This is a genomic window from Paradevosia shaoguanensis, from assembly GCF_016801025.1.
Classification (GTDB): domain Bacteria; phylum Pseudomonadota; class Alphaproteobacteria; order Rhizobiales; family Devosiaceae; genus Paradevosia; species Paradevosia shaoguanensis.
Genome location: NZ_CP068983.1, coordinates 2,060,635 through 2,083,353, shown reverse-complemented (window position 1 = coordinate 2,083,353; position 22,719 = coordinate 2,060,635). Strand labels below are relative to the sequence as shown.

Genomic DNA, 22,719 nt, shown 5'->3' with positions numbered 1-22,719 from the left:
CTTATGGCGCCGCCTTCTCCCTGTGTTCGATGCGGCGGGTCTCGCCGCGATAGGCGAACCGCTCCAATCCCCCCATTTCGGTAAACCTGGGCAAGGCGCCCAGATCCACCTTGTTGAGGATGACGCCCATGATGTGGGCAGCAAGCTCGGGCTCGTGCTCGAGCATGTTGCGCAGGAGCCGCCGGGGCGTGCGGCCCCATTCGGTGACAAGGATACTGGCATCGGTGAAGGGCAGGACCGTGAAGGCATCGATGACCGGCCCGAGCGCCGGCAGATCCATAATGACGTAGTCGAACTGCCCGCGAGCCTCGGCCAGGACCTTCTGCATGGCAACGCTCGACAGGTCGCCTGCACCCGCCTGGGTGGCATTGGCCGAGAGCAGGACGAGGCCGGTTTCGGGATCGGTGGTCGCCACTTCGCGCCAATCGCCCATTTCGGACGGCATGAGGCGCACGGGCAGTCCCGAGCGGCGGCCGGTGCCTTCGTCGGCATCGATAAGCAATACCCGCGAGCCGATGGCGGTGAGCATTTCGGCAAGCGACAACGCGACGGTCGACTTGCCCTCGCCCGGCAGCACCGAGAGGATGCCCAGCACCACCGTGCCGCGATCGGCGGCCGGCTGGAGCACGAGGCGGGTGGCCTTGAGCGTTTCGACGAACGGCGCGCCCCAGCGCCGGCCCATATGCGGGGTGACGGCGGCGCGGACCATGGCACGCACATTCCTGCGCTGCTCGTCCGGCGACTTGCCCTGCGGAAGCTGCAGGCGCGGCACGTAGCCGAGGAAGCGCAGGCCGAGCTGCTGGCGAATCTGGGCGCCGGTGCGGAAGCCACGCTCGCGCAGCTCGTTGAGCATGCCGAGAACGGCGCCCATGAAGCTGCCGGCGATGATCGCGGCCGCGATGATGACCAGCGTACGCGGGCTCGACGGATCCTCGGGCAGGAGCGCCTCGGTCACGATACGCACCGAGGGAATCGGGAAACTCTGGCGCTGCACGGCTTCCTCATAGCGGGTGAGGTAGCTGTTATAGAGCGCGCGCAGGGCATCGGAACGCTGCTGCAATTCGTTGAGGCGGACCTGTTCCTGGCTGATGGCGCCGGCGCTGTGGCCTTCCGCATCGATATCGGCGCGCAGGCTCGCTTCCTGCTGCTGGGCGATGGTGTATTGCGTGCGGTATTGCTCGTCGAGATTCTGCAGCAGAGCAAAGATGCGGCTGTCGAGCGCTGTCTTTTCCGCCTTGAGATTGGCAAGCTGCGGATGGTCGGCGCCATAGCGCGCCTCGACATCGGTGATGCGGCTGGTGAGCGTGGCGACCTGCGTACGCAGGGCCGCGATTTCAGCCGGATCGGCCTGCGGACCGCCCAGCAGGGACACATAATTGGACGCCGAATCCGGACCGGCGGCGACCACCGCCTTGAGCTGAGCCGAAAGGGCGCGCAGGCGAGCACTCTCGGCCTGGGCTTCGGCAAGCTGGTTGGAGAGCGTATTGATGCGCTGGGTGGTGAGCTCGCGATCCTGGCCGACGGTGAGGCCGGTTTCCTGGCGGTATTTCTCGATGGCGAGGCTCGCCTGGCGCTGGCTCTCGCCGATCTCGGCGAGGCGTTGCTGCAACCAATCGGCGGCCGCGCTCGTGGCCTCGAGTTCGGCATTGAGCTGATCCTGCAGCAGCGCCTCGGCATAGGCCCGGGCAATGCGCTGCGCCAGCTCGGGCGTTGCCGCCTCGTAGCCGACACGGATGATCGAGCTGCGGCCCATGCGATCGACCTGCACATTGGAGCGCAGCATGCCCACGACCTCATCGAGCGTCGCCTGGAGCGTATCGGCGCGCGCCGGGGGACCCATGCCGACGAGGCTCTTGACCCGCTGGGTGAAGGACGGCGGCGGATTGAGGAATTCCTGATCGGTCATCAGGTTCTCGGCATTGGCCACGGCCTTGGCGACGCGGCTCGACCGCAGGACTTCGACCTGGTTGAGCACCTGGGCTTCAAGGTCCGTGCTGCTGCCGGTTGCGGTCGTTCCGGCTTCACCCGTGACCTGTTCGAGATTGCGGTCGATGAGGATCTGGCCGGCCGAGAAATAGCTGCGGGGCGCGAGCGCGAGGTAGAAGGCCGCCAGGGCCAGGGCGAAGACCATGCAGATGGCCAGCACCCATGCCTGCCGGCGGATGAGCGAGATTACCCGCGTCAAATCGATGGTCTTGAGATCGGACGGCTGCGGCGCCATGGCCTCCGGATAGCCGGTTCTATCAAGCATACTCGTTACTCCGCCTTGTCGGCTCTTTGGATTTTTCGCTTCAGGCCAATTGGCCGTAATGGACGCCCTGGCGCATGCCGAGCACGCCGCCGAAGACGCCCATATGCAACACCGCCCGCAGCCAGTTGCGGCGGCGCGCTATGGGAGAGAAGGCCGTGAGGCCCGTCATGATGCAGCAATAGCTGATCTTGGCGCCGACCACGGCCAGCGCCTTGAGGCGTGAGCCGCCCAGCAGCATACCGTGGGTCTGGCCGTAGCGCAGGCGCCGCCGCACGAGCCAGGCCATGGTGGCGCGGTCGGCCGGCACGGGCTCCTCGACGATGGCCCCGGGCGCATAGCCGATGGCGCCGCCGAGAGCGGTGAGCTGGTAGAAGAAGGCCGTATCCTCCCCGCCGCTCTTGCCGAGCGCCCGATCGAACCGGATGCCGCGATAGGGCACGGACCAGCGGATGAGGACGTTGCAGGTATAGCCGGTGCGGATCGCGCCGTTGACGAAAACCGGCAGCGTCGAGTGGAAATCGCCATCGGCCATCCAGCGCGGCGCATCCGCCGAGTAGACGGCGCGTACGGGACCGAGGACAGCGGCGGCATTGGTGGCCTCTGCCGTTTCGACGAGAGCGCGCAGCCAGCCGGGCGTCACGACTTCATCGTCATCGACAAAGGCAAGGAAATCGCCATCGGCGGCATCGAGGCAGGCATTGCGGGCGATGCTGATATTGCCTGCCGGCGCGTGAATGTAGGTCACCGGCCAGGGCAATGCGGAGCGCAGTTCCTCGACCAGCGGCTTTGCACTCGGGGTCTGGTCGTTGTCGGCGATGATGACGCGCAGTTCATGACCCGCGGCATCGAGGCGGGCGACGGATCGCAGGGTCTCGGCCAGGAAGGGGCGGCGGAAGGTGCAGACGCAGATATCGATACGGGCCATGGCGCCTCACACGGTTCCGCGGCGGAAGGGACGCTGGAGGACGTGCAGCCAGAAGCCGGAAGACCAGGCCAGGTGCATGACCATGGCCGCCACGCCGACCAGCGGCGAGAAGGCAACGGGCATGTCGGCATCCGGGTAGTATTTTCGCGCGGCATGCATGCCCAATGCGATGCAGCCGACGCCCCAGAGCGCCAGCGGGATGAGGAAGGCCCAATGCCAGATGGACAGGGCCGCCAGCAGCACGACAGGCAGGATGGCGAGCGGCGCCATCTGGCGCAGGCGCGGCCGCATGCGGTGCTTGAGGATATTGCGCGCCCTGCCCCCGCCATAGCCGAAATATTGCCGGAAAAGACCGGAGACGGTGGCGCGCGGATAATAGGTCATGGCGGTGCGGTCGGTGAGCCAGATGGTGTGGCCGGCCTGACGCAGGCGATAGTCGAGCTCGGCATCCTCGTTGGCGCGGAAGGTCTCATCGTACCCACCGACGGCGCGGAAGGCATCGATGCGCATGAGGGCATGGTGGCCGTGATCGACCGGGCCCGAGGCATTGCCCATGCGATGGGCGGAGCCGCCGGTGCCGATGGGGGAGTTCTGCGCCGCAGCAACCGCACGCTGGAAGCCGGCTTCCCCGATGGTCAGCATCGGCACAACGATGCTCGCCACCTGCCGCTCGACGGCTTCAGCGACGAGCCGGCGGCAATAATCGGGCGGATAGGCGCCGTGCGCATCGACGCGAACGACGTAGTCGGCCTCACCGCCGCACTCGGCCACCGCCAGATTCATGGCGGCGCTCTGGATGCGGCGAGGATTGTGGATGAGCCGGACGGCAGGATGGCTCTGCGCGATTCCCATCACGATTCCCGTAGTGCCATCGGTGCTGCCACCGTCAGCGACGACGATGCGCGCGCCGAGCTCACTGGACTCGACAAGCAGGGCATCTAGGAGCGGGCCGATATGATGGCTCTCGTTGAGCGTGGGCACGACGATGATGACGCGAGCGCTCATGCGGCTTTCTCCAGCGAGGCGGGCGCCAGATCGGCGAGGCGATCGACGAGGGCGTCGCATTCGGTTTTCTCGCAGCGGAACGAGACGGGGTCCTGCGCTCGGACGGCCTGTGCCAACGCCAGCAGGCGCTCGGAGGTGAGCGCGGAAAAGAGCGCTTTCAGCGTTTCGATCTCAATGTCGGGGATGACGAGGCCGATGCCGAGGCGCTCGATGAAGGCTGCCGTTTCGGTACCGGCAAGCGCTATGGGGATGGCGCCGTTGAGGCACCCTTCGTAGATGCGGTTGGGGAGGAGCCAGCGCGAGTTCTGGCCCTCTTCGAAGAAGTCGATGGCCCAGACGAAATGCACATCCGAGTAGATGGCGGCGAGATCGTGCGGATAGCGGTAGGGACCGGCATAACGCAGATGCGGAGCGGCCTCTGTGGTCGCGGCAAAATCCTCGAATTCGGTGAGCGCCGGCCGGCCGCGCAGGGTGACTTCGACACGACCATCGAGGGCGCGCGAGGCGGCATCAAGCGCCGTGAGGGACTTGTGGCAGCGCAGCGCGCCGAACCAGCCGATGCGGATGGGTTCGATATCGCCGCGCAAGGCCGGATTGTCGCCGATGTCGAGACCTTCGGGCGCAAAGACCTTGTTCTCGATGAGATAGGGCGGGGGCGAGCCGTGCTGGGCGAAATAGTTTTCGAGGAAGGCCGGGGAACTGGTGAGCAGCAGGGCGGCCGAGCGGGAGAGGCGCTGCTCGACCAGCCGCATCGAGCGGCCGAGATTGTCCTGGCGCAGCATCAGGCGATGGATGTCGAGGCACTCATAGACCAGCGCCGGCGGCTGTGGCCAGAAGCCGAGCAGGCGATTGGCGATGCCCAGCATTTCCAGATTGCGGGCGATGATGACATCGGGGCGCGCGAAGGACCGCGCCCAGCCTCGCGCGCGAAAGGCGGCGGTAAGCGTGGCAAAGAGCCGTTGCAGCATGCGCCCGTCATGGGTGACGTCGAGTTCGACGACGGTGCCGGCGGGGAGGGAATCGGGCGGCGCATCGGCGCGGCGGAACCCGGCGATCTCGACCTCGGCGCCGCCCAGCCGCAGCATGGCGACGCGACGCGCCACCGCCGGGTCGGCCAGGCTCGGCACCAGATAGAGAATCCTGAGCAACGACGCATCTCCTGTCCCTGTGCGGCAAGAGACTCGCCGCGGTTGACGGGGCACCCGCCGAATAGAGCTTCACGAAGCGGGAAGTGGAGAACGCGCCAAACTTGCGGTCAACCGAACGCGCGGGGACCGAGCAATGCGCGCCGCGCATGACACGAAAGAGCCGTAATTTCTGCCGGTTGGCGCGGGTGTTTAGCGCAGATAGGCGGCCACGGGGCGGCGGTAGAGAAGCGCCGCCGGAACCGTCGCCAGGACGATGCCGGCCACCCCGCCGAGGACTGCGAGCTGAACTTCATCAGGCCCGATAGCGGCCGTGAGCGCAACCCCACTCATCCGTTGCAGGAGATTCGAAGCATAGGCAGCCACCGCGTAGCCTAGGGCTACGCCGAGCACCACGCCGGTGACGACGATGGCCGAGGCGAAGAGCCAGATGGAAAGAAACAGGTAGGTGCGCGAGGCGCCGAGCGCCCGGATGACGGCGAATTGCGTCTCAAAGAGCTTCATCAGCGCCACGACGCCCGCGAAGATGGCGAGGAAGGCCAGGACCTGCGTCACCGACGCCATGATCGACATGACCTGCCGGATATTGCCGAGAAGATCGTAGATCTGCAGCAGGACCTCGGCGGGGAAGAAGGCCATGCTCTGCGGCGTCTTGTACTCGCCGCGCAGGCCATACATGTCCGCCACCGTCTGCCCCTTGATGACGATGGCCGGCAGCCCCGGCACACGCGCCGGATCGAAGGGCGGGCCGATTTTCGCATCGCCTTCCGCATGGCCGTTGGGAAGGCCATGGGCATTCCACAATGTCTCGATGGGCACGACGACGGCACGATCCCATGGATTGCCGGTGGGCTTCATGTGGCCGACGACGGTCAGCTCGTAGTGGTGATGGCCTTCATGCTCGTCTTCGCCGTCCTCCTCGTCGGCGAAGGCGCTGCTGCCATGGAGCGGAACGAGCTTGTCGCCGATCTTGAACGGCACGCTCGCGCCGACTACCGCCTCGCCGGCTGCCTCGAACATTCGTCCGTCGCCAAGCCCGTTGCTGAGGCGATCGACGAACTGGGCGATGGTGCCGACGACCTGGAGGCCCTGGACGTTGTCGCCATAGCCGATCGGGGCGGCATATTCGACGCGCGGATCGGTGAGGGCTTTCGAGACGATCTCCGGATCCATCAACTGCACGGCGCTCGGCCGCAGGAACACGGTGTTGAAGACGATCTCGGTGGGATTGCCGGGCGCGGCAACCAGGAGATCGAAACGATCGGCGGCGGCGGTGCTGCCCTGGCGTAGGGCGCGCTCCTGGGCGGAAATGCCGATGCCGAGCGCCACGGCAATGGCGATGACGGCGATGAAGATGGCCGTAGTGGCGGGATAGCGCCGGATCATGGCCCAGGTCACGCGCGTCGGGTTCATGTCGCGGCCTCGGCGACAGATGGCTTTGCCGGTTCCCGCGCGTCGTCGCTGACGATGCGGCCGTGCTCGAGCCGGATGATGCGCCGGCAGCGCTCCATGACGATCGGGTCGTGGGTGACGATGACCATGGTCTGCCCACGGGCGGAGGCGATGAGGGTATCGGTCACCTGCCGGGCGCTGTCTTCATCGAGGCTCGCCGTGGGTTCGTCAGCGAGCAGGATCGAGGGTTCCAGCAGCAAGGCGCGGGCAATGGCCGTGCGCTGACGCTCGCCGCGCGACAGCGTGCGGGTGAGATGGGCATCGGCAGGAACACCGAAATCGTCGAGCAGGCCCTGCGCGCGCCGATGTAGCTCGGGCGGAACGGTGAAATGAGCGAAGGTCGCCGGGAGCGTGACGTTGTGAACCGGGCTCAGCTGGTCGATGAGATGGAATTCCTGGAACACCAGGCCGACATTGCGATAGCGCCAATCGTCTGACGCCGCCTGACGCAGGCGGGCAATATCGGTTTCGCCCCAGACGACGCTGCCACGATCGGGCCTGAGGATGCCGGCAAGGACATGAAGCAGCGTGGTTTTGCCGGAGCCGGAGGGCCCGGTGAGGGCGACGAGGTCGCCCGGCTGCACGGCGAGCGCGGGAACGTAGAGAATGGTCTTTCCGGCGAAGGAAACCGCAATGTCCCGACCCGTCAGAACTGGTGGCGCCCCCTCCCCCATGCCGACCTCTAGAAGCCGATGCTGACTGTGGGGCGGCCGCGATAGGTAGCATCAACCAGCCGCACGACGCTCACGAACCCCGTATCGGCATCGGTTTCGACGCCGATATCGAGCTTGCCGGTGACGGCTATGCCGACATCGTAATTGTAGAGGCGCATGGCATCGCGCGTATAGACGAGCACGATGTTCTGCGGCCATTGCGAAGCGGCATCGCAGAAGGGACAGATGGCCATCGGCTCGGTCGCCAGCACGAAGAACTTTGCATCGGGCTTGAGCGGGGGCGCCATGAAGCCGTTGATGGTGACTTCCGTGCCGTTGAAGGCCTGAGCGGCGTCGGAGAGATCGGGCTGATCCTTGCTCTTGTAGAGCGACCTCATGGTCAGCGTCTGTTCGGCCGCCGCCAGCGAAGGCAGCAGCGCGGACGAGGCGAGAGCCGAGATCAAGAAGTGACGACGAGTGAACATCCAGCGCCCCTCCCAGTGCAACCGAATGCCAGGACCATAGGCCAGTCCCGAAGGCTTTTGAACCTGGCCTGCTCGGGGCCGGCCTATATTGACCATTGGATTAGCGGATCGCCCACGCGATCGCGGCTTCAGCGTGGAGCTTGACCACGTCATAGGTGGGTAGCGAGTAGCGCTCGGTGGGCAGCAGCAGCGGCAGCTCCGTGCAGGCAAGAAGCAACGCCTCCGCTCCCGCAGCCTGCAATCTGGCCGCGATTTCGAGAACGCTGGCCTGCGATGCCGGCTCGACCCGCCCGAGCGTCAGCTCATCGATAATGATACGATGGATCGCCTCCCGGTCATTTTCCTCGGGCACCAGGATCTCGAGCCCATGCCGCCCGCGCAATCGGGCGGTGAAGAAGTCCATGCTCATGGTGAAGCGCGTGCCGAGCAAACCGACCCGCCGATACCCCTCCGCCCGGAGCTTTTCGCCGGCGACGTCGGCCGCATGGAGAAGCGGGATCGAGAGAGCGGCCTCGACCCTCTCGGCGACCGCATGCCCGGTGATGGCAGTGATCATGACGAAATCAGCGCCACCGCCTTCAACGCGTCGCGCGGCATCGATGAGCGCGGCGGCAATCCCGTCCCAATCCCCCGCCGAGGCCATGGTATCGAGGTCGTCATAGTCGAGCGTGAGAAGCAGCGAGCGGGCATTGTGATGCCCGCCGAGTTCACGTTGCATCCCGGTATTGAGGAGGCGGTAGTAGAGCGCCGTCGACTCCCAGCTCATGCCGCCCAAGAGCCCGATGGTCCGGCTTCGCGCCATTTCCCCAACCTCCTCACTCCCGGCCACTCTAGCAGGCCGCTCAGGCGAAGCCGAGGTCGTTGAGAGGGAGCGCAAGGCTGACGCGCTTGGAGCGGCCATTGCACGTTGTGCATGCACTGGGCATCCGCTTTGCCGGGGCTCTCGAGTACAACTGGGCCAAGGCTATTGCACAGGCTTGCAAGGCGATGCCATTGGTTGTAGCTCTTCGGCGATCATAGGAATTTCGCCGTGGCGGAACAGAAGACCGCAAAAACCTTCGTTACCGCTGAACAGGTCGCCAAGCTGGCGGGAGTCTCCCGCTCGGCCGTGTCGCGCACGTTCACCAGTGGCGCCAGCGTCTCGGAATCCACGCGCAAGAAAGTCATCGAGGCGGCCGACCGGCTTGGCTACCACGTCAACCACCTGGCCCGCGGGCTGATCCACGATCGCTCGGGCATCGTCTGCCTGATCGGCGCCGATCTCAACACCCCCTACCACGCGCGCATCCTGGCCTCGGTGACGAGCCGGTTGCAGGCCATCGACCGGGTGGCGATGATCATCAACACATCGGGCGAAACCGAGAGCGTCGAAAGCGCGCTGCGGCTGACGCTCAATTATCGCGCCGATGCGACGGTGGTGCTTTCAGGCTCCCCCGCCGCCTCGCTGATCGATACCTGCGTGGCCAATGGCCAGCACGTGATCCTCATCAATCGTGATGTCGGCGCTGAAGGTGTCGACGCGATCGCCGTCGACAATGCGACCGCGGCGCATGAGGCCTTCGCCATGTTCCAGCGCGCGGGCTGCCGCAAGATCGCGGTGGTTTCCTCGCAGGCCGGAACGCCGAGCCTGGTCGGTCGCGAGCGGCCCTTTGCGGCGGCAGCGGCAGCAGCGGGCATCGAGGTCAAGATCGTGCGGCCGGGGCCGACGTCCTACGCGTCAGGTGTCGAGGCGGCACGCATACTGTTGCCGCGATCGGACAGGCCCGATGCGGCCTTCTGCGTCACCGACCTCCTCGCCTGCGGCTTCATGGATGCGGCGCGCAACGAATTCGGCATGGAGATTCCGCGCGATCTTTGCGTCATCGGTTTTGACGATATCGAGCAGGCCGGCTGGGGCGCCTATAACCTCACTACGTTCCGGCAACCGGTCGACCGCATTGCGGACGCCATCGTCGAGCTGGTCGACAAGAAGGGCGAACCCAGCGCCCCGCTTGTGCTTCAGGCCGACCCCATCTGGCGCAGATCGGTGCGACCGCGATAGAGCGGTTCGACGGCGCCGGTTTCGAGGTCGATCGAGAAATCGACGCAGGGCGTGCTGTTGCGATATTCGCCAAGGATGCGGAAGAAGGCGGCAAGGCGCCCCTGGAGGCTGTCCATCGGCCAGGTCCGCGCGGCGAACGCCGTCTGCAGCCTGTCGTAGACGGCGAGGCGCGAAGCCGGGACGTAGCCCTCGGCAAGCGCGCGCGCCTTGCGCAGGTGGTACCAATCGACGACGAGATCGATGAAGGCGATGTCGTGCCAATCCTGGTGCGGCAGTAATTCGTGGAGGCTGTCGGGCAGGGTCTTGAGTGGCGTCGCGATGGAGGCGAGGCCCATGAGATGGCCAAGGTTGAGGCGCGGCACGGCGGCCGCAAGATCGTCGGGCCATTCACGGCGCAGGTAGCGCCAGGCCACCATCTGGGCGAGATGCCGGCTCAGGAATTCGGGATAGGTCCTGGCCTCGAGCAAATTGCCATAATCCGCGCCGGTGCGACGCTGCTCGGCGGCGTAGAACGGGAAAGCGACGTCGAAGCCCGGGACATCTTCGAGGAAGACGGTCTCGACATCGAGGCGCCCGTCGGCGAACTCGGCGATCTTGTAGGCCGGCGGGAAGCCGACCAGTGAGGGCATGGCGACATTGACCAGAGCCTTGCCGCCTTCGCTGAAAATGGCAGTGTCATTGATGTGAAGGTGACCGCTGAAATGCACCTTGATGCCCGCGGCTATGGCCGAGCGCGCCACGTCCGCGCGGGGCGTGCGCCGGGCGAAGCTGGTCGAGCCGAAGAGCGCGATTTCGTCCTCAAGAGTGCCGTTGAGCGGATCGACCATGGGGTAGTGGGAAAAGACCAGCAGGTCCTTGCCCTGCGCCCTGGCGCGGGCGCTGACGTCGCGCGCCCAATCGAGCACGAAGCCCTTGTGCTTGAGCATGGCGTTCCAGCCGGCATCGGTGCTGTCGTGATAGGCCTTTTCGGGCACCGGATCGGTGCTGCCGTCCCGCGGCTCGAAGACATTGGCATCGATCGAGAGCAGCCATAGGCCGGGCTCCGCCTCGACGAGATAGGATGCGTCGATCATGGTGCGGACGGAGCGGCCATCGTCCGAGCGCACGACATAGGTGCGATCCTCCATGGCATCGCTGCTGCCGAATGGGCTCTCCCAGTGGAGATCGCGCGGGCTGCGGAAATAGCCGAGACGCGCGAAGGGCGGCAGCCCGGCTTCGTAGCCGGCGCAGTGCATGGTCTCGGTCACGATGCGGCCAACCGACTCTTCCTGCGGTTCGTCGGCATCGCTGGTGAAGAGTACATCGGTGCCATCGGCATTGAGGAAGCGCTTGGACTGGTGGCGGCCATGGATCGAATAGAGGTCGTGGTTGCCGGGCGTCGCGAAGAAACGCATGCCGTGGCTGGCCGAATATTGCTCGAGTAGCGCCATCGTGGCGGTAACGGTTTCGGCCTGGCCGTCATCGGTGACGTCGCCGGGGATGACCACGGTGCGAATGCCGCGAGCCGCTATGTCAGCGAGGGCAGCGCGGAAGGCGGGATAGCTCTCGTTGAAGACCCGCGTGGAGGCCGTGGTATCGGCAAGCGTGCGCAGGCGCGGTCCGGCTATTTCGTGGGCACCATATTCGCCATGAATGTCGTGGTGGTGCGGATCGGCAATGATGGCGATTTTCATGACGGGGTTCAGGAGGCTTTCTTGTCGAGCGAGCGCAGCCGGCTTTCGCGCAACTGGCCGACTTCGTCCAGTATCGGATAGGCGACCGAAGTGATGTGGGCGTTGACGCGCTTGAGATCGCGCAGGATGTCGAGATGGAGGGTGCTGGTTTCGATGCTTTCGGCACGGCGCTGGCGGATGCGGTCGAGATGGCGCGAGGCCGATTCTTGCTCCAGCCGGCGGATATCGACCTTCACCTCGACCAGCCGCCGCGCCAGCTCGACATCGCGCGACATGAAGATGGTCTGGGCAATGCGCAGGTTGGCGATGGTCTTTTCGTAGAAGGCCTCGATCTCGTGGAAACCCTCGCCGGAGAAGGTCAGTCGCCCCTTGATCTTGCGGGCGGCGAGATCGTTGAGGCCATGATCGACGATATCGCCGATATGCTCGAGATTGATGGCATAGCTCAGGATTTCCTCGGCGCGCCGCATCTCGCCCTCATCGAGTTCGACGCTGGTGAAGCGCGCGAGATAGATCTTTACCGCCTCCTGGAGCGTATCGACCTTGTCGTCGAGCAGCTTGACGCTGGCGCAGCCCTTGGTGTCGTTCGAGCGCAGGGTCCGCAGGCTGGTTTCGAGCATTTCGACGACCGTATCGCCGATGCGCAGCGTTTCTCGTGCGGCCGCAGAGAGGGCCACGACCGGATCGTCGAGCACGGCATTGTCGAGAAAGCGCGGACCGACGCCCTGCGCATCGACCACGTTGGGCATCAGCCGCGCGAAGAGCCGCGCCAGCGGCCCGACCAGCGGCAGGAACAGCACCGAGAGCGCTAGGTTGAAGCCGATATGGGCACTGACGACGAACCCGGCCGGATCGGTGACCAGGCCGGCAAGAGCCGGTGCCAGGAGACCGCCGGCGACGAGCACGGCCAGCGCGCCAAAGGCGCGAACGCAGAGATTGGAAACGGTGACGCGCCGGGCGAGCACGCCCTCGCCCATGGTGGCGAGGAGCGGGGGCACCGCGCCGCCCAGATTGGCGCCGGCGACCAGCACCAGCGCCAGCCCGTGATCCATGTTGCCGGCCAAGGCCAGCGACATGACCAGCAGGACGACAGCCAGGCTCGACGAGGCGAGGACCGCGAGGCCCGCGGCAAGGATCAGGGCGAAGAGCGGGGCGCCGGCCAGGGCATTGAGGATGAGTGCGATGGTGGTCGACTGCCTGATCGGGTCGGTGGCTTCGCCGAGGAGCCGTAGGGCAACCAGCATGAGGCCGAGCCCGAGCAAGGCCCGGCCGATGCCCTTGCCGCGACTTTCCTGGCTGAGCTTGAAGACGGCGACGCCGGCCAGAACGAAGAGCGGGGCCAGCCAATGCACGTCGAGCGCCAGCACGCCCGAGACGAGGCTGGTGCCGACATTGGCGCCCAGCATCACCGACTGGCCCATGGCGCCGGTCAGCAATTCGCGGCTGGCGAAGGATGCCGTCATCATGGCGGTGGCGGTGCTGCTCTGCAGCAGGAGCGTCGCGAAGAGGCCCGCGAAGAAGGAGACGAAACGGTTGGCGGTGCCGCGCCCGATCCAGACGCGCAATTGCGCGCCGAACGCACGGGTGACGCCCGTCTTGACCATGCGCAGGCCCCAGATGAGCAGCGCACCGGCCCCCAGGATATCGATGAGGACGATCGTCGATTCCACCCGCCCCTCCCGTCCCGCTAGAGAGCGGCTTGGAGCGGCGCGGTATCCTTCCGGTCGCTTTCGATCATGCGCACCCAACGCGCGGCGCGGCGGATGGAGTCCACCAGCATGGGCTTGGGCGTCTCGAACCATTCGTCGCGACGCAGCTCGCGCTTTTCGCGCACCCGGTCGAGCGCATCTTCGAGGCGCGGATAGCGATCGGGGAGCTGGAGGTGGAGGAAGAGCGCGGTCAGCGCCACCGAACGACTGCGCCCGCCGCGGCAATTGACCAGCACATTGCCGCGCTCGCGACGCGGATAGGTATGCCGCTCGGGCAGGACCTGATCGAGCGCGCCGCGCAGCAGGTAATAGCCCGCCACGAACATGGTCTCCGGGTTGCCGGGGCCATCGATGAGACCGAGCTTGTAGTAGCGGATATCGCCATAGCCGTAGTCGATCGGCTGCTCGACCGGGGAGAGCGGCTCGCTGACATAGTTGAAATCGAGATTGACCGCGCAGTTGACCACCGTGCTGATGCCGCTGGCCTTGAGCAGGTCAAGGTCGCTCGCGCCCTCCATGCCACCGACATAAAGCGAGATGCCGTAAGGGTGGATGTCGCTTTCGATCAGGCTGATCGGGGGCCGATCATAGCGGGGAGCGTCCATGGGATAGTCCGTAGGTTCAGAGAAACGGGATGCGGGTGGCGCGGCTGATGCCCTCGGCAATGGCCGGGGCCGCCGCCAGGACCGCGCCGCCCTTGGCAAGGCCATCAAGTTCAAGGAAGGGCGCAGTCACCCCGCCAGCCTCGCGCACCAGGAGAAGCCCGGCAAGGCAATCCCAGGGATGCATGTGAAGTTCGACATAGGCGTCCGACCGCCCGTCGGCGACATAGGCGAGCGCAAGGGCTCCCGAGGCCGCCCGGCGGACATTGGCGCCCTGTTCGAGAATGTCGGAGAGCACCTGCAGATAGGTGGCGTTCGGCACGCGCGTCGACCAGCCCAACTCGACGCAGGCGGCATCGTAGCGGCGGGTGTCGGCAACGCGGATGGGCTTGCCGTTGCGCGTCGCGCCAAGCCCCTTGCGGGCAAAGTAGAGTTCTTCGAGCGCGGGATTGTAGACCACGCCAAGCTCCACCTCACCATTGAGCACATAGGCGATCGAGATGCAGAAATGCGGGATGGAGCGGGCGAAATTGGCGGTGCCGTCGATGGGGTCGACCACCCAGACGCTGTTTCCCTGCGTGCTGCCGCCCGATTCCTCGCCAAGGAAGCCATCCTCGGGGAAGGCTTCCGCTACGCGGGCGCGGATGTGACGTTCGACGGCGGCATCGGTTTCGGTGAGGAAATCCTGCGGTCCCTTGAGCCCCACCGGCCGCCCCTCGCCTTCGGCGAAAGCCTGCCGCGCAATGGCGCCGGCCGAAAGCGCCAGGTCCTGGCAGAACTGCGCGCGCAGAACGACGGCCTCGTCGTGAGGGGAAATGGGAGCGATGGCACTCATGATATCAATCCAGTGGTGACCGGCGCCAGATTGCACAGGTGTGCAATCTGGTCAATGTGCTTGCTTGCAGGCGCGGACCGCATCAGGCGGCGCTCGCCTTGAGGGCTTCGGTGAAGAGGTCGAGAAGGCCGCGCGGATCGGCGACGATGGCATCCGGCCGCACGCGCAGGTCATAGGGCAGGTCGTAGGTCTTGGGCGCTTCCATGAGGATGTTGCCCCCCACCCCTGCCCGGATGCCGCAGAGCACATCGCGGTCGAAATTGTCGCCTACATACCAGCACGCGCTGACCGGCACGCCGAGCCGATCGGCCGCGATGCGGATCATGTCGGGATTGGGTTTGCGCAGCGCTACGGCATCGCTGTGCACCTCGACGGCGAAGCGATGGGTAAGGCCGTGCTCGGCCAGAATATCGAGATGCACCTGCCCCGAGAGCGCATTGCTGACGATGCCGACTGGGACGCCCGCCGCGTCGGCAGCGTCGAGCAGATCGAGAAGGCCGTTGCGCAGCTCGCGGACAGAACGCATGTGGCCCATCACGCGGCAGAGCTCCTTGGCATCGGCGACGACAACGTCGCGCGCCTTGCCCGGCCAGTCGGCGGCGACGAAATCGCCCCAGAACTCCTCGTAGCGCAGCTCGCGCGGCGCCATCGGACGCGACATGGCGTTCTTCCAGTGCGAATCCGCAATGCTGCCGGCCTTGATGTCCTCGGTGATGAGTTCGGGCGTGAGCCCGTCGGTCGCCGAGGCCTTTTCGAGCAGGCCGAAGACATGGGCGGCGAGATTGGACGCCCAGTTCGGGTTCTTCCTGGTGAGGACGATCACGCCGCCGAAATCGAGCAGCAAGGCCTGGGGCCGGCAGACCCGGCCGGTCGGTACGCGCCTGTTATCGGTCATGAGCCCAAAGCCTCCTTGGAAAGAATACGATCATTGGCCGTGCCGTCCGTCAGCCGCGCCATCACGGCCGCAAGCACGGGGTAGGCGCTGTCGCGCCCCACGGCGATATAGTCCGGCATGAGAAATCCGGGCGTCGTCGGAACGCCGTCGCGGAAGCCGAAATAGCGCCCGCCGGCCCGCTCGAGGATGAAGGCCCCGGCGCCCACATCCCAGGAATTGGTGCGAAAGCCCATCGCCGCGTCACTCCAGCCGGCAGCGACATGGGCGAGATTGAGCGCCCCGCTCCCCAGTGTGCGGATGGCGAGGAACGCGTCGAGCAATTCGTCATAGGCATCGAGCGCCTGGCGCCCGAAGAGCCGCGTGTGCTTGGTATTGGGAAAGCCCGTGAGGAGCACCGCACGGTGCTGCTCGGCTTCCGCATTCACGCGGATCGGCGTGCCATTGAGCGTCACTGTCGCAAGGTCGGCGGCGAACATGTTGCCGGCAACCGGATCATAGATGACCCCTGCCACCAGCTCCTCGCCGATGGCGGCACCGATCGATACGCACCAATTGGCAATGCCGCGGGCAAAGTTCGAGGTTCCGTCAATGGGGTCGACATACCACCGCACGCGGCCGGTGCCGACCTCCCCGCCCTCTTCCCCGATAATGGTCGAATCCGGCACTGCCCCGGTGATGGCAGCAATGATCCGCGCTTCCGACGCCCGGTCGTGCTCGGTGACGATATCGTGGCGATCGCGCTGGTAGCCGTAATCCATTCCCGACCGGAACACGCCCAGCAGCGGATCACCGCCAAGGCGTGCCGCCTTTTCGGCGACCTGTCGCAACTGGATGGATTGAGAAGGGGTGGTCATCGACTGTCCTTGAGAGATGAGATGCCGGAGGCAGGCAGGGTCCCCGCCTCCGGCAGATGGCCGGCCTACTTCTTGTAGTTGACCCGCCAGAAGTCCTGCCAATCCTGGCGCGCATCCCAATCGTCGGCCGCGGTGGCCGCGTTGTAGGTGAACATCTGGTCGAGTGCGGCGCCGATGCCCGACGGCTCGTCCGCCGGGAGCTTCACGTCCTGGTTGGTCGACATCTTGCCGTCGGCCGACTGCGGAGCGATGCCTTCCTCGGTCATCATGTAGTGGAGAAAGAGCTTTGCCGTGTTCGGGCTCTTGGTGCCCGTCGCGATGAGACCGACACCCGGGTAGAGCCAGCCGGCCCAGGGCTTGAGCCCGGTGCAGAGGCCGAGCTTGTAGCCGCTGGCCTCGTTGTCGCGGAACTTGGCCGAGGAGATCAGCGCCATGAAGGGATCCTTCTGGCCCGGGGCGCCGGCAGCCTGCGCCGCCGCTTCGTCGGCATCGGTCAGGAGCGGGGAATTGGCCGCGAGCGCCTTGACCCAGGCGGCAGTCGCGGAAGCCTCGTCGGTTTCGAGCGCCTTGCCGAAATAGTCCTGATAGGCGGCCGCAACTTTGTCGTCGGCATGGGTCGCCATCTGGTTGAACCAGTCGTCATAGGACGTCTTGCCGAGCGGGTCCTGCATGGCCACCTTGCCCTTCCACTTGGGCTCGGTCAGCTCCCACATGTTGGACACCGGGCACTTGTCGTAGACCTCGGTATTATAGGCCCAGACGTTGCCGCTATTGGTGATGATGAGCGGGTTCTGGTACTCGACGGGAATCTTGTCGGCGAGGTCAGGCGGCAGCCAGCTCTCCGCGAAACCCTGTGGAATGAGCTGCACGATGCTGGACGGCGGATCGGTGAGGATCAGCACGTCGCCCTGGATGTTCTTGGCCTGCCCCTCGCGGATGGCCATTTCGACCGAAGCGGTAGCCTTGACCTTGGTGCCGGTCGCCTGCAGGCCGTATTTCTTGCTGAAATTCTCCGCCTGCTCGACGATCTTGCCGGTGGAATCATAGACCCCGATCGGCCCTTCCTTCTTGGCCGCTTCGATCAGCGCGTCGAGGCTGAAATCTTCGGCATGCAGGGCGGGTGACATGGCCAGCATCAGGGTAGCGACCGCTACCCCCAGAGCCCCGCGCCCGATCCTCCCATTGGTCGTCATCGTCTTCCTCCTCCGTGTGGCGTTTTCGCCTGATGATTTGCTCAGCGAGCCTTGGGCGGGCAGAAAGCCGCGTCCGCCGACTCGTTGCGATTTCCCTTGCCGTCGAAGGCATGGAGCGCCTTCGGCTTGATCCAGAGCGTGACGTCCGCACCGGCCGCGATATCGGGCGACTCGTGGGTCACCGCGAAGATCTTGTGGCCATGCGTGACCATCTCGATGATCCAGCTGCCGCCTGTCGGCAGGATGCCCGCGACATGGGCGGGCGCGCTGAAGCTTCCCTCGCGCACTTCGCTCGCATCGGTCGTGAAGCGCACCGCCTCGGGCCGCACGCCGAGCGAAGCGATATCGTGGAGCGCCGGGAAGCGCTCGGAGAGGTAGCTCCGCATGGCCTTGCCCAGGCCGTTGGAGGCTGCGCCTTCCAGCTCCAGAATGTTGATCGGCGGATTGCCGACGAATTCGGCGACGAACCGGTTGGCAGGACGATCGTAGATATCGTTGGGCGTCCCGACCTGCTGCAGCCGGCCCTCGCTCATCACCGCAATGGTGGTGGCGAGCGTCATGGCCTCCCACTGGTCGTGGGTCACGAAGACGATAGTGGTCTTGAACTCGTTGTGGAGCCGCTTGAGCTCGGCGCGCATTTCGAGGCGCAGCCGGGCGTCGAGGTTGGAAAGCGGCTCGTCGAGCAGCAGCACTTCCGGGTTGACCGCCAGCATGCGGGCCAGAGCCACGCGCTGCTGCTGACCACCCGAGAGCTGGGACGGATAGCGGTTGCGGTATTGCTCGATGCCGAGCGTGCGCATGACCTTCTCGACCCGCTCCTCGCGCTCCGCCTTGGGCACCTTGCGCAGGCGCAGGCCGAAATCGGTATTGCGCTCGATGGTGAGGTGCGGCCAGAGCGCGTAGCTCTGGAAGACCAGGCCCATCTCGCGCTTTTCGGGCGGGATGAAAATACCGGCATGGACCGAATCCACCTTGCGCTCGCCGACCTGGATCTCGCCACCCGACAGGTGTTCGAGCCCGGCGATCATCCGCAGCGTCGTGGTCTTGCCGCAGCCCGAGGGGCCAAGCAGGCACATGAACTCGCCGTCGCCGATCTCGAGATCGAGGTCGCTTACCGCATTGGCGGCATTGCCCCCGTAGCTCTTTTCGACATTGCGAAGATTGATCGTCGGCATGTCAGCCACCCAGTCCTTCAGCGAGATTGGTCTTGGTGAGTTTCTGGCCCAGCACGGTGCCGAAATAGGCGATCGCCGCCACGATCAGCACCACGGCGTTGGCCGCCTGCGTGTAGTGATAGTCGACGAGCCGCAGCGAGAACGTCGTCAGGACGTCGGTGCTGGGCACGGCGAGGATGACGAAGAGGCTAAGCCCCTTCATGCCCGAGATGAACGGCAGCAGGATGCCGGTCGCGAGCGAGCCCTTCTGGATGGGCAGCACGATGGTGATGAGCCGCCGGAACCAGCCCGCACCTGCAACCTGCGCCGCCTCTTCCGGATCCTTGCCGAGCTGCATCATGGCCGAGATGCCGGCGCGTGAGGCATAGGGCATCTGCTCGGCGATGAGCGCCAGCATGAGGATGAAGACGGTGCCGTAGAGCGCCGGAATGGGGCCGCGCGGCACGGCGAAGAGCGAGAGATAGGCGGTGGCGAAGGCGATGCCGGGCACGAGGTAAGGCAGGAACGTCACCTGCCGCAGGAAGACGCCGAGCGGACGGATAGGCGTGCGCACCACGACATAGCCGACCAGCAGGCCGAGGATCCCGGAGGTGATCGAAGCGACGCCCACGATCGAGAGGCTGTTCCAGGCCGCATTCCAGAGGTCGGGGCTGAGGAGAATGCCGGTCTGCAGGGCGACGGTATGGAGGTCGGTGCCGATCCAGTAGTCGAGGGTGAAGTTTTCCGGCGTGAACTGGGCCGGCGCCTTCATCACGGTCGAAAGCGCAAGCGTGAGGATGGGCAGGCCGACACTGAGCGCGAAGACCAGCGCGGCGAAAGCGCTGGCCGGCATGCGGAAGATGCCCAGTTGCGCCTTACGGTTCATCGAGCCCTTGCCGCCGATGGTGACGAAGCGGCGCGCTTCCTTGACCAGCTTGGCATCGACCATGAGCGAGATGATGCCGATAAGCATGATCGAGCCGGCGAGCACCGCCGCCACCCCGACATGGCGCGAGGAAATATTGCGGTAGAGCGAGGTCGCCAGCACGTCGAACTTGACCGGGAGGCCGAGGACATAGGCGACGCCGAACTCACCCAGGCATTTGGCGAAGATGAGGATGATGGCCGAGAGCAGCGAGGGCAGCATCAGCGGCAGCACGATCTTCATCGCCACGGTCGAGGGTTTGGCGCCGAGGATGCGGGCGGAATCCTCGAGCTGGGAATCGAAGCGCCGCAGGGCATTGCCGAAGAGCAGGATGACGAAGGGCGCGTAGTGCAGCGAGAGGATGATGGTGATGGGGAACTGTCCGTAGGCCAGCCAGTCCGGCGGGGTCAGCCCCATGGCCTCGAACCAGCCGAGCTGCCCGCCCGTCGTGCGGTTCTTGAAGAGCGTCGTCCAGGCCAGCGCAAAGGTCCAGGCAGGCAGCATATAGGGCACGATGAGGGCCGTGGCGAACCAGCGGCGGGCGAACATGTCGGTGCGGCTGAGCAGCCAGGCGAGGCTGCCGCCGATCAGGACCGAAAGCACGATCGAACCCAACGCCACCGAGAGCGTATTGAGCAGCGGCGTCCAGAACAGGTCCGACGCCACCGGCGAGGTGAAGGCACGCGCCAGGTAATAGGAGGTGAACGTGCCGGCGGGACCGCCTGCCCTGCGCTCCTCACCGAACTGCACCAGCACCGCATCCGAGAGCATCGAAACGATCGGCACGATGATGAGGTAGAGGAACAGCAGCGCGGCAAGGATGCCGATGATCGTCGTCGGCTCGCGCACGGCTATGCGCAAGGCATAGACGAAACGGTTCCAGCGCGAGGTGGAATTGGCTGCCGAAACCAGCTGCCGGCGATTGGCCTCGATGCGGGTCTGCTCAGCGCTCATTATTGCAGGTCACCCGCAATAATGGCCCCGATAACGGCCGCTGCCCAAGGACGATTGCCCTGCATGCCAGTTCCTCCCTCATACCGATGCGGCCAGGCTATTACCCATCCCGCACAAAGCGACTCGTAGCCGGTCGCCCGTTCAGTCCTGATATTCATCCCTGCGCTTGCCGCATCTGTCAATGACAAATTGCACAGGAGTGCAAAACAGGATTTCCCGGACTCTTTTGATACGGATTGCACATCAGGTTTCACAATATCGCACACGCGTGCAACGGGCGTGTAAGGAGGAAAACCTACGTTTTGCGGCAGGACTCATAAAATTGCGGGGATGCGGTTAGGTCGATCTGAAGGCGCGGTGGCTAGGGTCTTGCCAGGGGCTCGTCAGGGACGCCAATGATTATTTATCTGCAACCGCATCGGGCCGCTTACCTGCATATCCAGGATCGACTGGAGCAGACGCTTGCGGCGTTGCCACGGGACAAGCGCAGCGACGAGCTGCGCGCGGCCATCGAGCACGCCGTAGAGATCTCCGTCGAACTGGCCTATCAGCGCAGCCGGCCCGCCTACGCATCGGGCGAGGACTGAGAGCTTCGCCTCAAGCCGGCCTGGCCTCCGGCATGCCGCCCGGATCGTCATCGTCCGGGCCATCGGCATAGGCTGCCGACAGCTGGCGATAATAGCGCGAATTGAAGGCCAATATCGTGACCGTGAGCCCGACAAGGCCCGCCAGGGTGAAGACCAGGGCGATGCCCCGGCTCGGGCCGGTGCCGAACCAGCTGCCGATGAGGTCGGCTCCCGCGCCATCTGTCATGAACGGAATGACCACGAACTGGGTCAAGGGACCGATGAGGAAAGCGGTGAGCGGAGACGCCGCCTGTTCGACCGATTGGGCGAAGCCGAAGACTCGTCCCTGCCGTTCGAGCGGCACCACCTTCTGCAGCGTCGTATGCTCGGCGGCCTCCGCATAGGGGCCGAGCAACATCCAGATGAAACAGCCCGCCGCCAGCAGCCAGATCGAGGACTGGAGGGTGAAGAGGCAGCAGACTGTCCAGGTGATGACGTTGACCATGAGCAGCGTCTTGACCGGATTGCGCCCCAGCCCTGTCCTGGAAATGACGATGCCGCTGAGGATGAACGCGGTCGAAAGTACGCCGAACATCAGGCCCCAGACCTCCACCGAAACCAGCGAGAGCCCATAGGCATCGAGCAGCGCCATGAAGACGCCACCGAGGAAATTGTTAAAGGTGGCAAAGAAGATGAGCGCGAAAAGCCCCGGCACCGCCGCGATGACCCTGATCGTCCCGGCGATATCGACTTTGCCCGCCTGAGGCGCGTCGGCGCCTGAAGGCCCGCTCCGGCCTTCGTCGATCCTGACGAAGCTCAGATGCGCGAAGGCGAGAGCGGAAAAGGCCAGCGCGAGCACCAGCACGGCCAGCATGCCGCCAAAAGCGACGAGGAACCCGCTGATGACCGAGGTGGTGAGAAAGCCGATGCCGGTCACCATGCCGACGAGCCCATTGGCCTTGTCGCGCCGATCCTCGGGAATGAGGATGGTGACCAGCGTCGGCAGGGCGATGCTGCGGATGTTTCCGGCAATGACGCCCAGCATGACCAGCAGCACGAAGCCCCAGAGATAGGCGCCGTAGGGATCGGTGAAGGCGCCCTTTGGCTCAAGCACAACCATGATCAGCGAGAGAGCGTAAAAGCCCAGCGAGACTGCGCTCGAACCCAACATGGCGAGGCGCTTGGGATTGTGATCGACAATGCTGCCGAACCAGAAGCCGAAGGCTGCGGTGAAGACGAGATAGATGCCTGCCACCATGCCCGTCGCAAAGACCGACTGGGTCTCGATGAAGATCCAGAAGGTCAGCGCGAACCACACGGTGAAGTTCGTGATATTCGCAACGAGGTTGTTGCCTAGAATCTGATGGAACGGACTCATGGCTGCATCACCTGCGGCTTGCTG

Annotated in this window: 20 protein-coding genes; 2 read left to right on the top strand and 18 right to left on the bottom strand. The window is 65.2% G+C overall.

What is annotated here, in order from left to right; translation table 11 throughout:
- Position 1 precedes the first annotated feature (1 nt).
- The 8 genes from JNE37_RS09830 to JNE37_RS09795 all read right to left on the bottom strand — a co-directional run bounded on the left by JNE37_RS09830 (position 2) and on the right by JNE37_RS09795 (position 8,718).
- Positions 2-2,251 (bottom strand): Wzz/FepE/Etk N-terminal domain-containing protein, encoded by a 2,250-nt coding sequence (locus tag JNE37_RS09830; protein WP_035095747.1) that lies wholly within the window; start codon positions 2,249-2,251, stop codon positions 2-4.
- 40 nt (positions 2,252-2,291) lie between these two features.
- Positions 2,292-3,176 (bottom strand): glycosyltransferase family 2 protein, encoded by an 885-nt coding sequence (locus tag JNE37_RS09825; RefSeq protein WP_203066117.1) that lies wholly within the window; start codon positions 3,174-3,176, stop codon positions 2,292-2,294.
- A gap of 6 nt (positions 3,177-3,182) precedes the next feature.
- A complete protein-coding gene (locus tag JNE37_RS09820) occupies positions 3,183-4,181 on the bottom strand; it encodes a glycosyltransferase family 2 protein (RefSeq protein ID WP_203066116.1) in 999 nt (332 codons plus the stop codon).
- Positions 4,178-5,329, bottom strand: coding sequence for a glycosyltransferase (locus JNE37_RS09815; protein ID WP_203066115.1), 1,152 nt, complete (start codon positions 5,327-5,329; stop codon positions 4,178-4,180). Before JNE37_RS09815 ends, JNE37_RS09820 begins: the two co-directional genes overlap by 4 nt.
- 189 nt (positions 5,330-5,518) lie before the next feature.
- Complete coding sequence (locus JNE37_RS09810) at positions 5,519-6,739, bottom strand: ABC transporter permease (RefSeq protein WP_203066114.1); 1,221 nt, start codon at positions 6,737-6,739, stop codon at positions 5,519-5,521.
- Positions 6,736-7,452 (bottom strand): ABC transporter ATP-binding protein, encoded by a 717-nt coding sequence (locus JNE37_RS09805; RefSeq protein ID WP_203066113.1) that lies wholly within the window; start codon positions 7,450-7,452, stop codon positions 6,736-6,738. The genes JNE37_RS09810 and JNE37_RS09805 overlap by 4 nt, the downstream gene beginning before the upstream one ends.
- Before the next feature lie 8 nt (positions 7,453-7,460).
- Positions 7,461-7,916 carry a hypothetical protein gene (locus tag JNE37_RS09800; protein WP_203066112.1) on the bottom strand — a complete coding sequence of 152 codons (456 nt, stop codon included), beginning with the start codon at positions 7,914-7,916 and terminating at the stop codon, positions 7,461-7,463.
- Between the two features lie 100 nt (positions 7,917-8,016).
- Entirely contained in the window at positions 8,017-8,718 is a 702-nt protein-coding gene (locus tag JNE37_RS09795; protein ID WP_203066111.1) for an aspartate/glutamate racemase family protein, read from the bottom strand.
- Positions 8,719-8,946: 228 nt separating this feature from the next.
- Between JNE37_RS09795 and JNE37_RS09790 the strand changes: the two genes are divergently transcribed.
- A complete protein-coding gene (locus JNE37_RS09790; protein ID WP_035037807.1) occupies positions 8,947-9,957 on the top strand; it encodes a LacI family DNA-binding transcriptional regulator in 1,011 nt (336 codons plus the stop codon).
- Here JNE37_RS09790 and JNE37_RS09785 read toward each other — a convergent pair.
- From JNE37_RS09785 to JNE37_RS09745, 9 genes are all read right to left on the bottom strand, one after another.
- Entirely contained in the window at positions 9,915-11,630 is a 1,716-nt protein-coding gene (locus JNE37_RS09785; RefSeq protein WP_203066110.1) for a metallophosphoesterase family protein, read from the bottom strand. The two genes, JNE37_RS09790 and JNE37_RS09785, sit on opposite strands and share 43 nt — an antisense overlap.
- A gap of 8 nt (positions 11,631-11,638) precedes the next feature.
- Positions 11,639-13,300 (bottom strand): Na/Pi cotransporter family protein, encoded by a 1,662-nt coding sequence (locus JNE37_RS09780; RefSeq protein WP_203066109.1) that lies wholly within the window; start codon positions 13,298-13,300, stop codon positions 11,639-11,641.
- 17 nt (positions 13,301-13,317) lie between these two features.
- Entirely contained in the window at positions 13,318-13,944 is a 627-nt protein-coding gene (locus JNE37_RS09775; protein WP_203066108.1) for a dual specificity protein phosphatase family protein, read from the bottom strand.
- 16 nt (positions 13,945-13,960) lie between these two features.
- A complete protein-coding gene (locus JNE37_RS09770; protein WP_203066107.1) occupies positions 13,961-14,776 on the bottom strand; it encodes an inositol monophosphatase family protein in 816 nt (271 codons plus the stop codon).
- A gap of 82 nt (positions 14,777-14,858) precedes the next feature.
- Positions 14,859-15,671 carry an HAD family hydrolase gene (locus JNE37_RS09765; RefSeq protein ID WP_203066106.1) on the bottom strand — a complete coding sequence of 271 codons (813 nt, stop codon included), beginning with the start codon at positions 15,669-15,671 and terminating at the stop codon, positions 14,859-14,861.
- The gene (locus JNE37_RS09760) at positions 15,668-16,525 is read right to left on the bottom strand and encodes an inositol monophosphatase family protein (RefSeq protein WP_203066105.1); all 858 of its coding nucleotides are present in this window, start codon (positions 16,523-16,525) and stop codon (positions 15,668-15,670) included. The genes JNE37_RS09765 and JNE37_RS09760 overlap by 4 nt, the downstream gene beginning before the upstream one ends.
- Before the next feature lie 65 nt (positions 16,526-16,590).
- Positions 16,591-17,718 carry an ABC transporter substrate-binding protein gene (locus JNE37_RS09755; RefSeq protein ID WP_203066104.1) on the bottom strand — a complete coding sequence of 376 codons (1,128 nt, stop codon included), beginning with the start codon at positions 17,716-17,718 and terminating at the stop codon, positions 16,591-16,593.
- A 41-nt stretch (positions 17,719-17,759) separates the two neighbouring features.
- The gene (locus tag JNE37_RS09750; protein WP_203066103.1) at positions 17,760-18,893 is read right to left on the bottom strand and encodes an ABC transporter ATP-binding protein; all 1,134 of its coding nucleotides are present in this window, start codon (positions 18,891-18,893) and stop codon (positions 17,760-17,762) included.
- A gap of 1 nt (position 18,894) precedes the next feature.
- Complete coding sequence (locus JNE37_RS09745) at positions 18,895-20,751, bottom strand: ABC transporter permease (protein ID WP_052152590.1); 1,857 nt, start codon at positions 20,749-20,751, stop codon at positions 18,895-18,897.
- A gap of 395 nt (positions 20,752-21,146) precedes the next feature.
- On the opposite strand from JNE37_RS09745, the gene JNE37_RS09740 reads away from it, so the two are divergent.
- Positions 21,147-21,338, top strand: coding sequence for a hypothetical protein (locus JNE37_RS09740; RefSeq protein WP_035037827.1), 192 nt, complete (start codon positions 21,147-21,149; stop codon positions 21,336-21,338).
- A gap of 10 nt (positions 21,339-21,348) precedes the next feature.
- On the opposite strand, the gene JNE37_RS09735 is transcribed toward JNE37_RS09740, so the two are convergent.
- Positions 21,349-22,695 (bottom strand): MFS transporter, encoded by a 1,347-nt coding sequence (locus JNE37_RS09735; protein WP_203066102.1) that lies wholly within the window; start codon positions 22,693-22,695, stop codon positions 21,349-21,351.
- Positions 22,696-22,719: the final 24 nt, after the last annotated feature.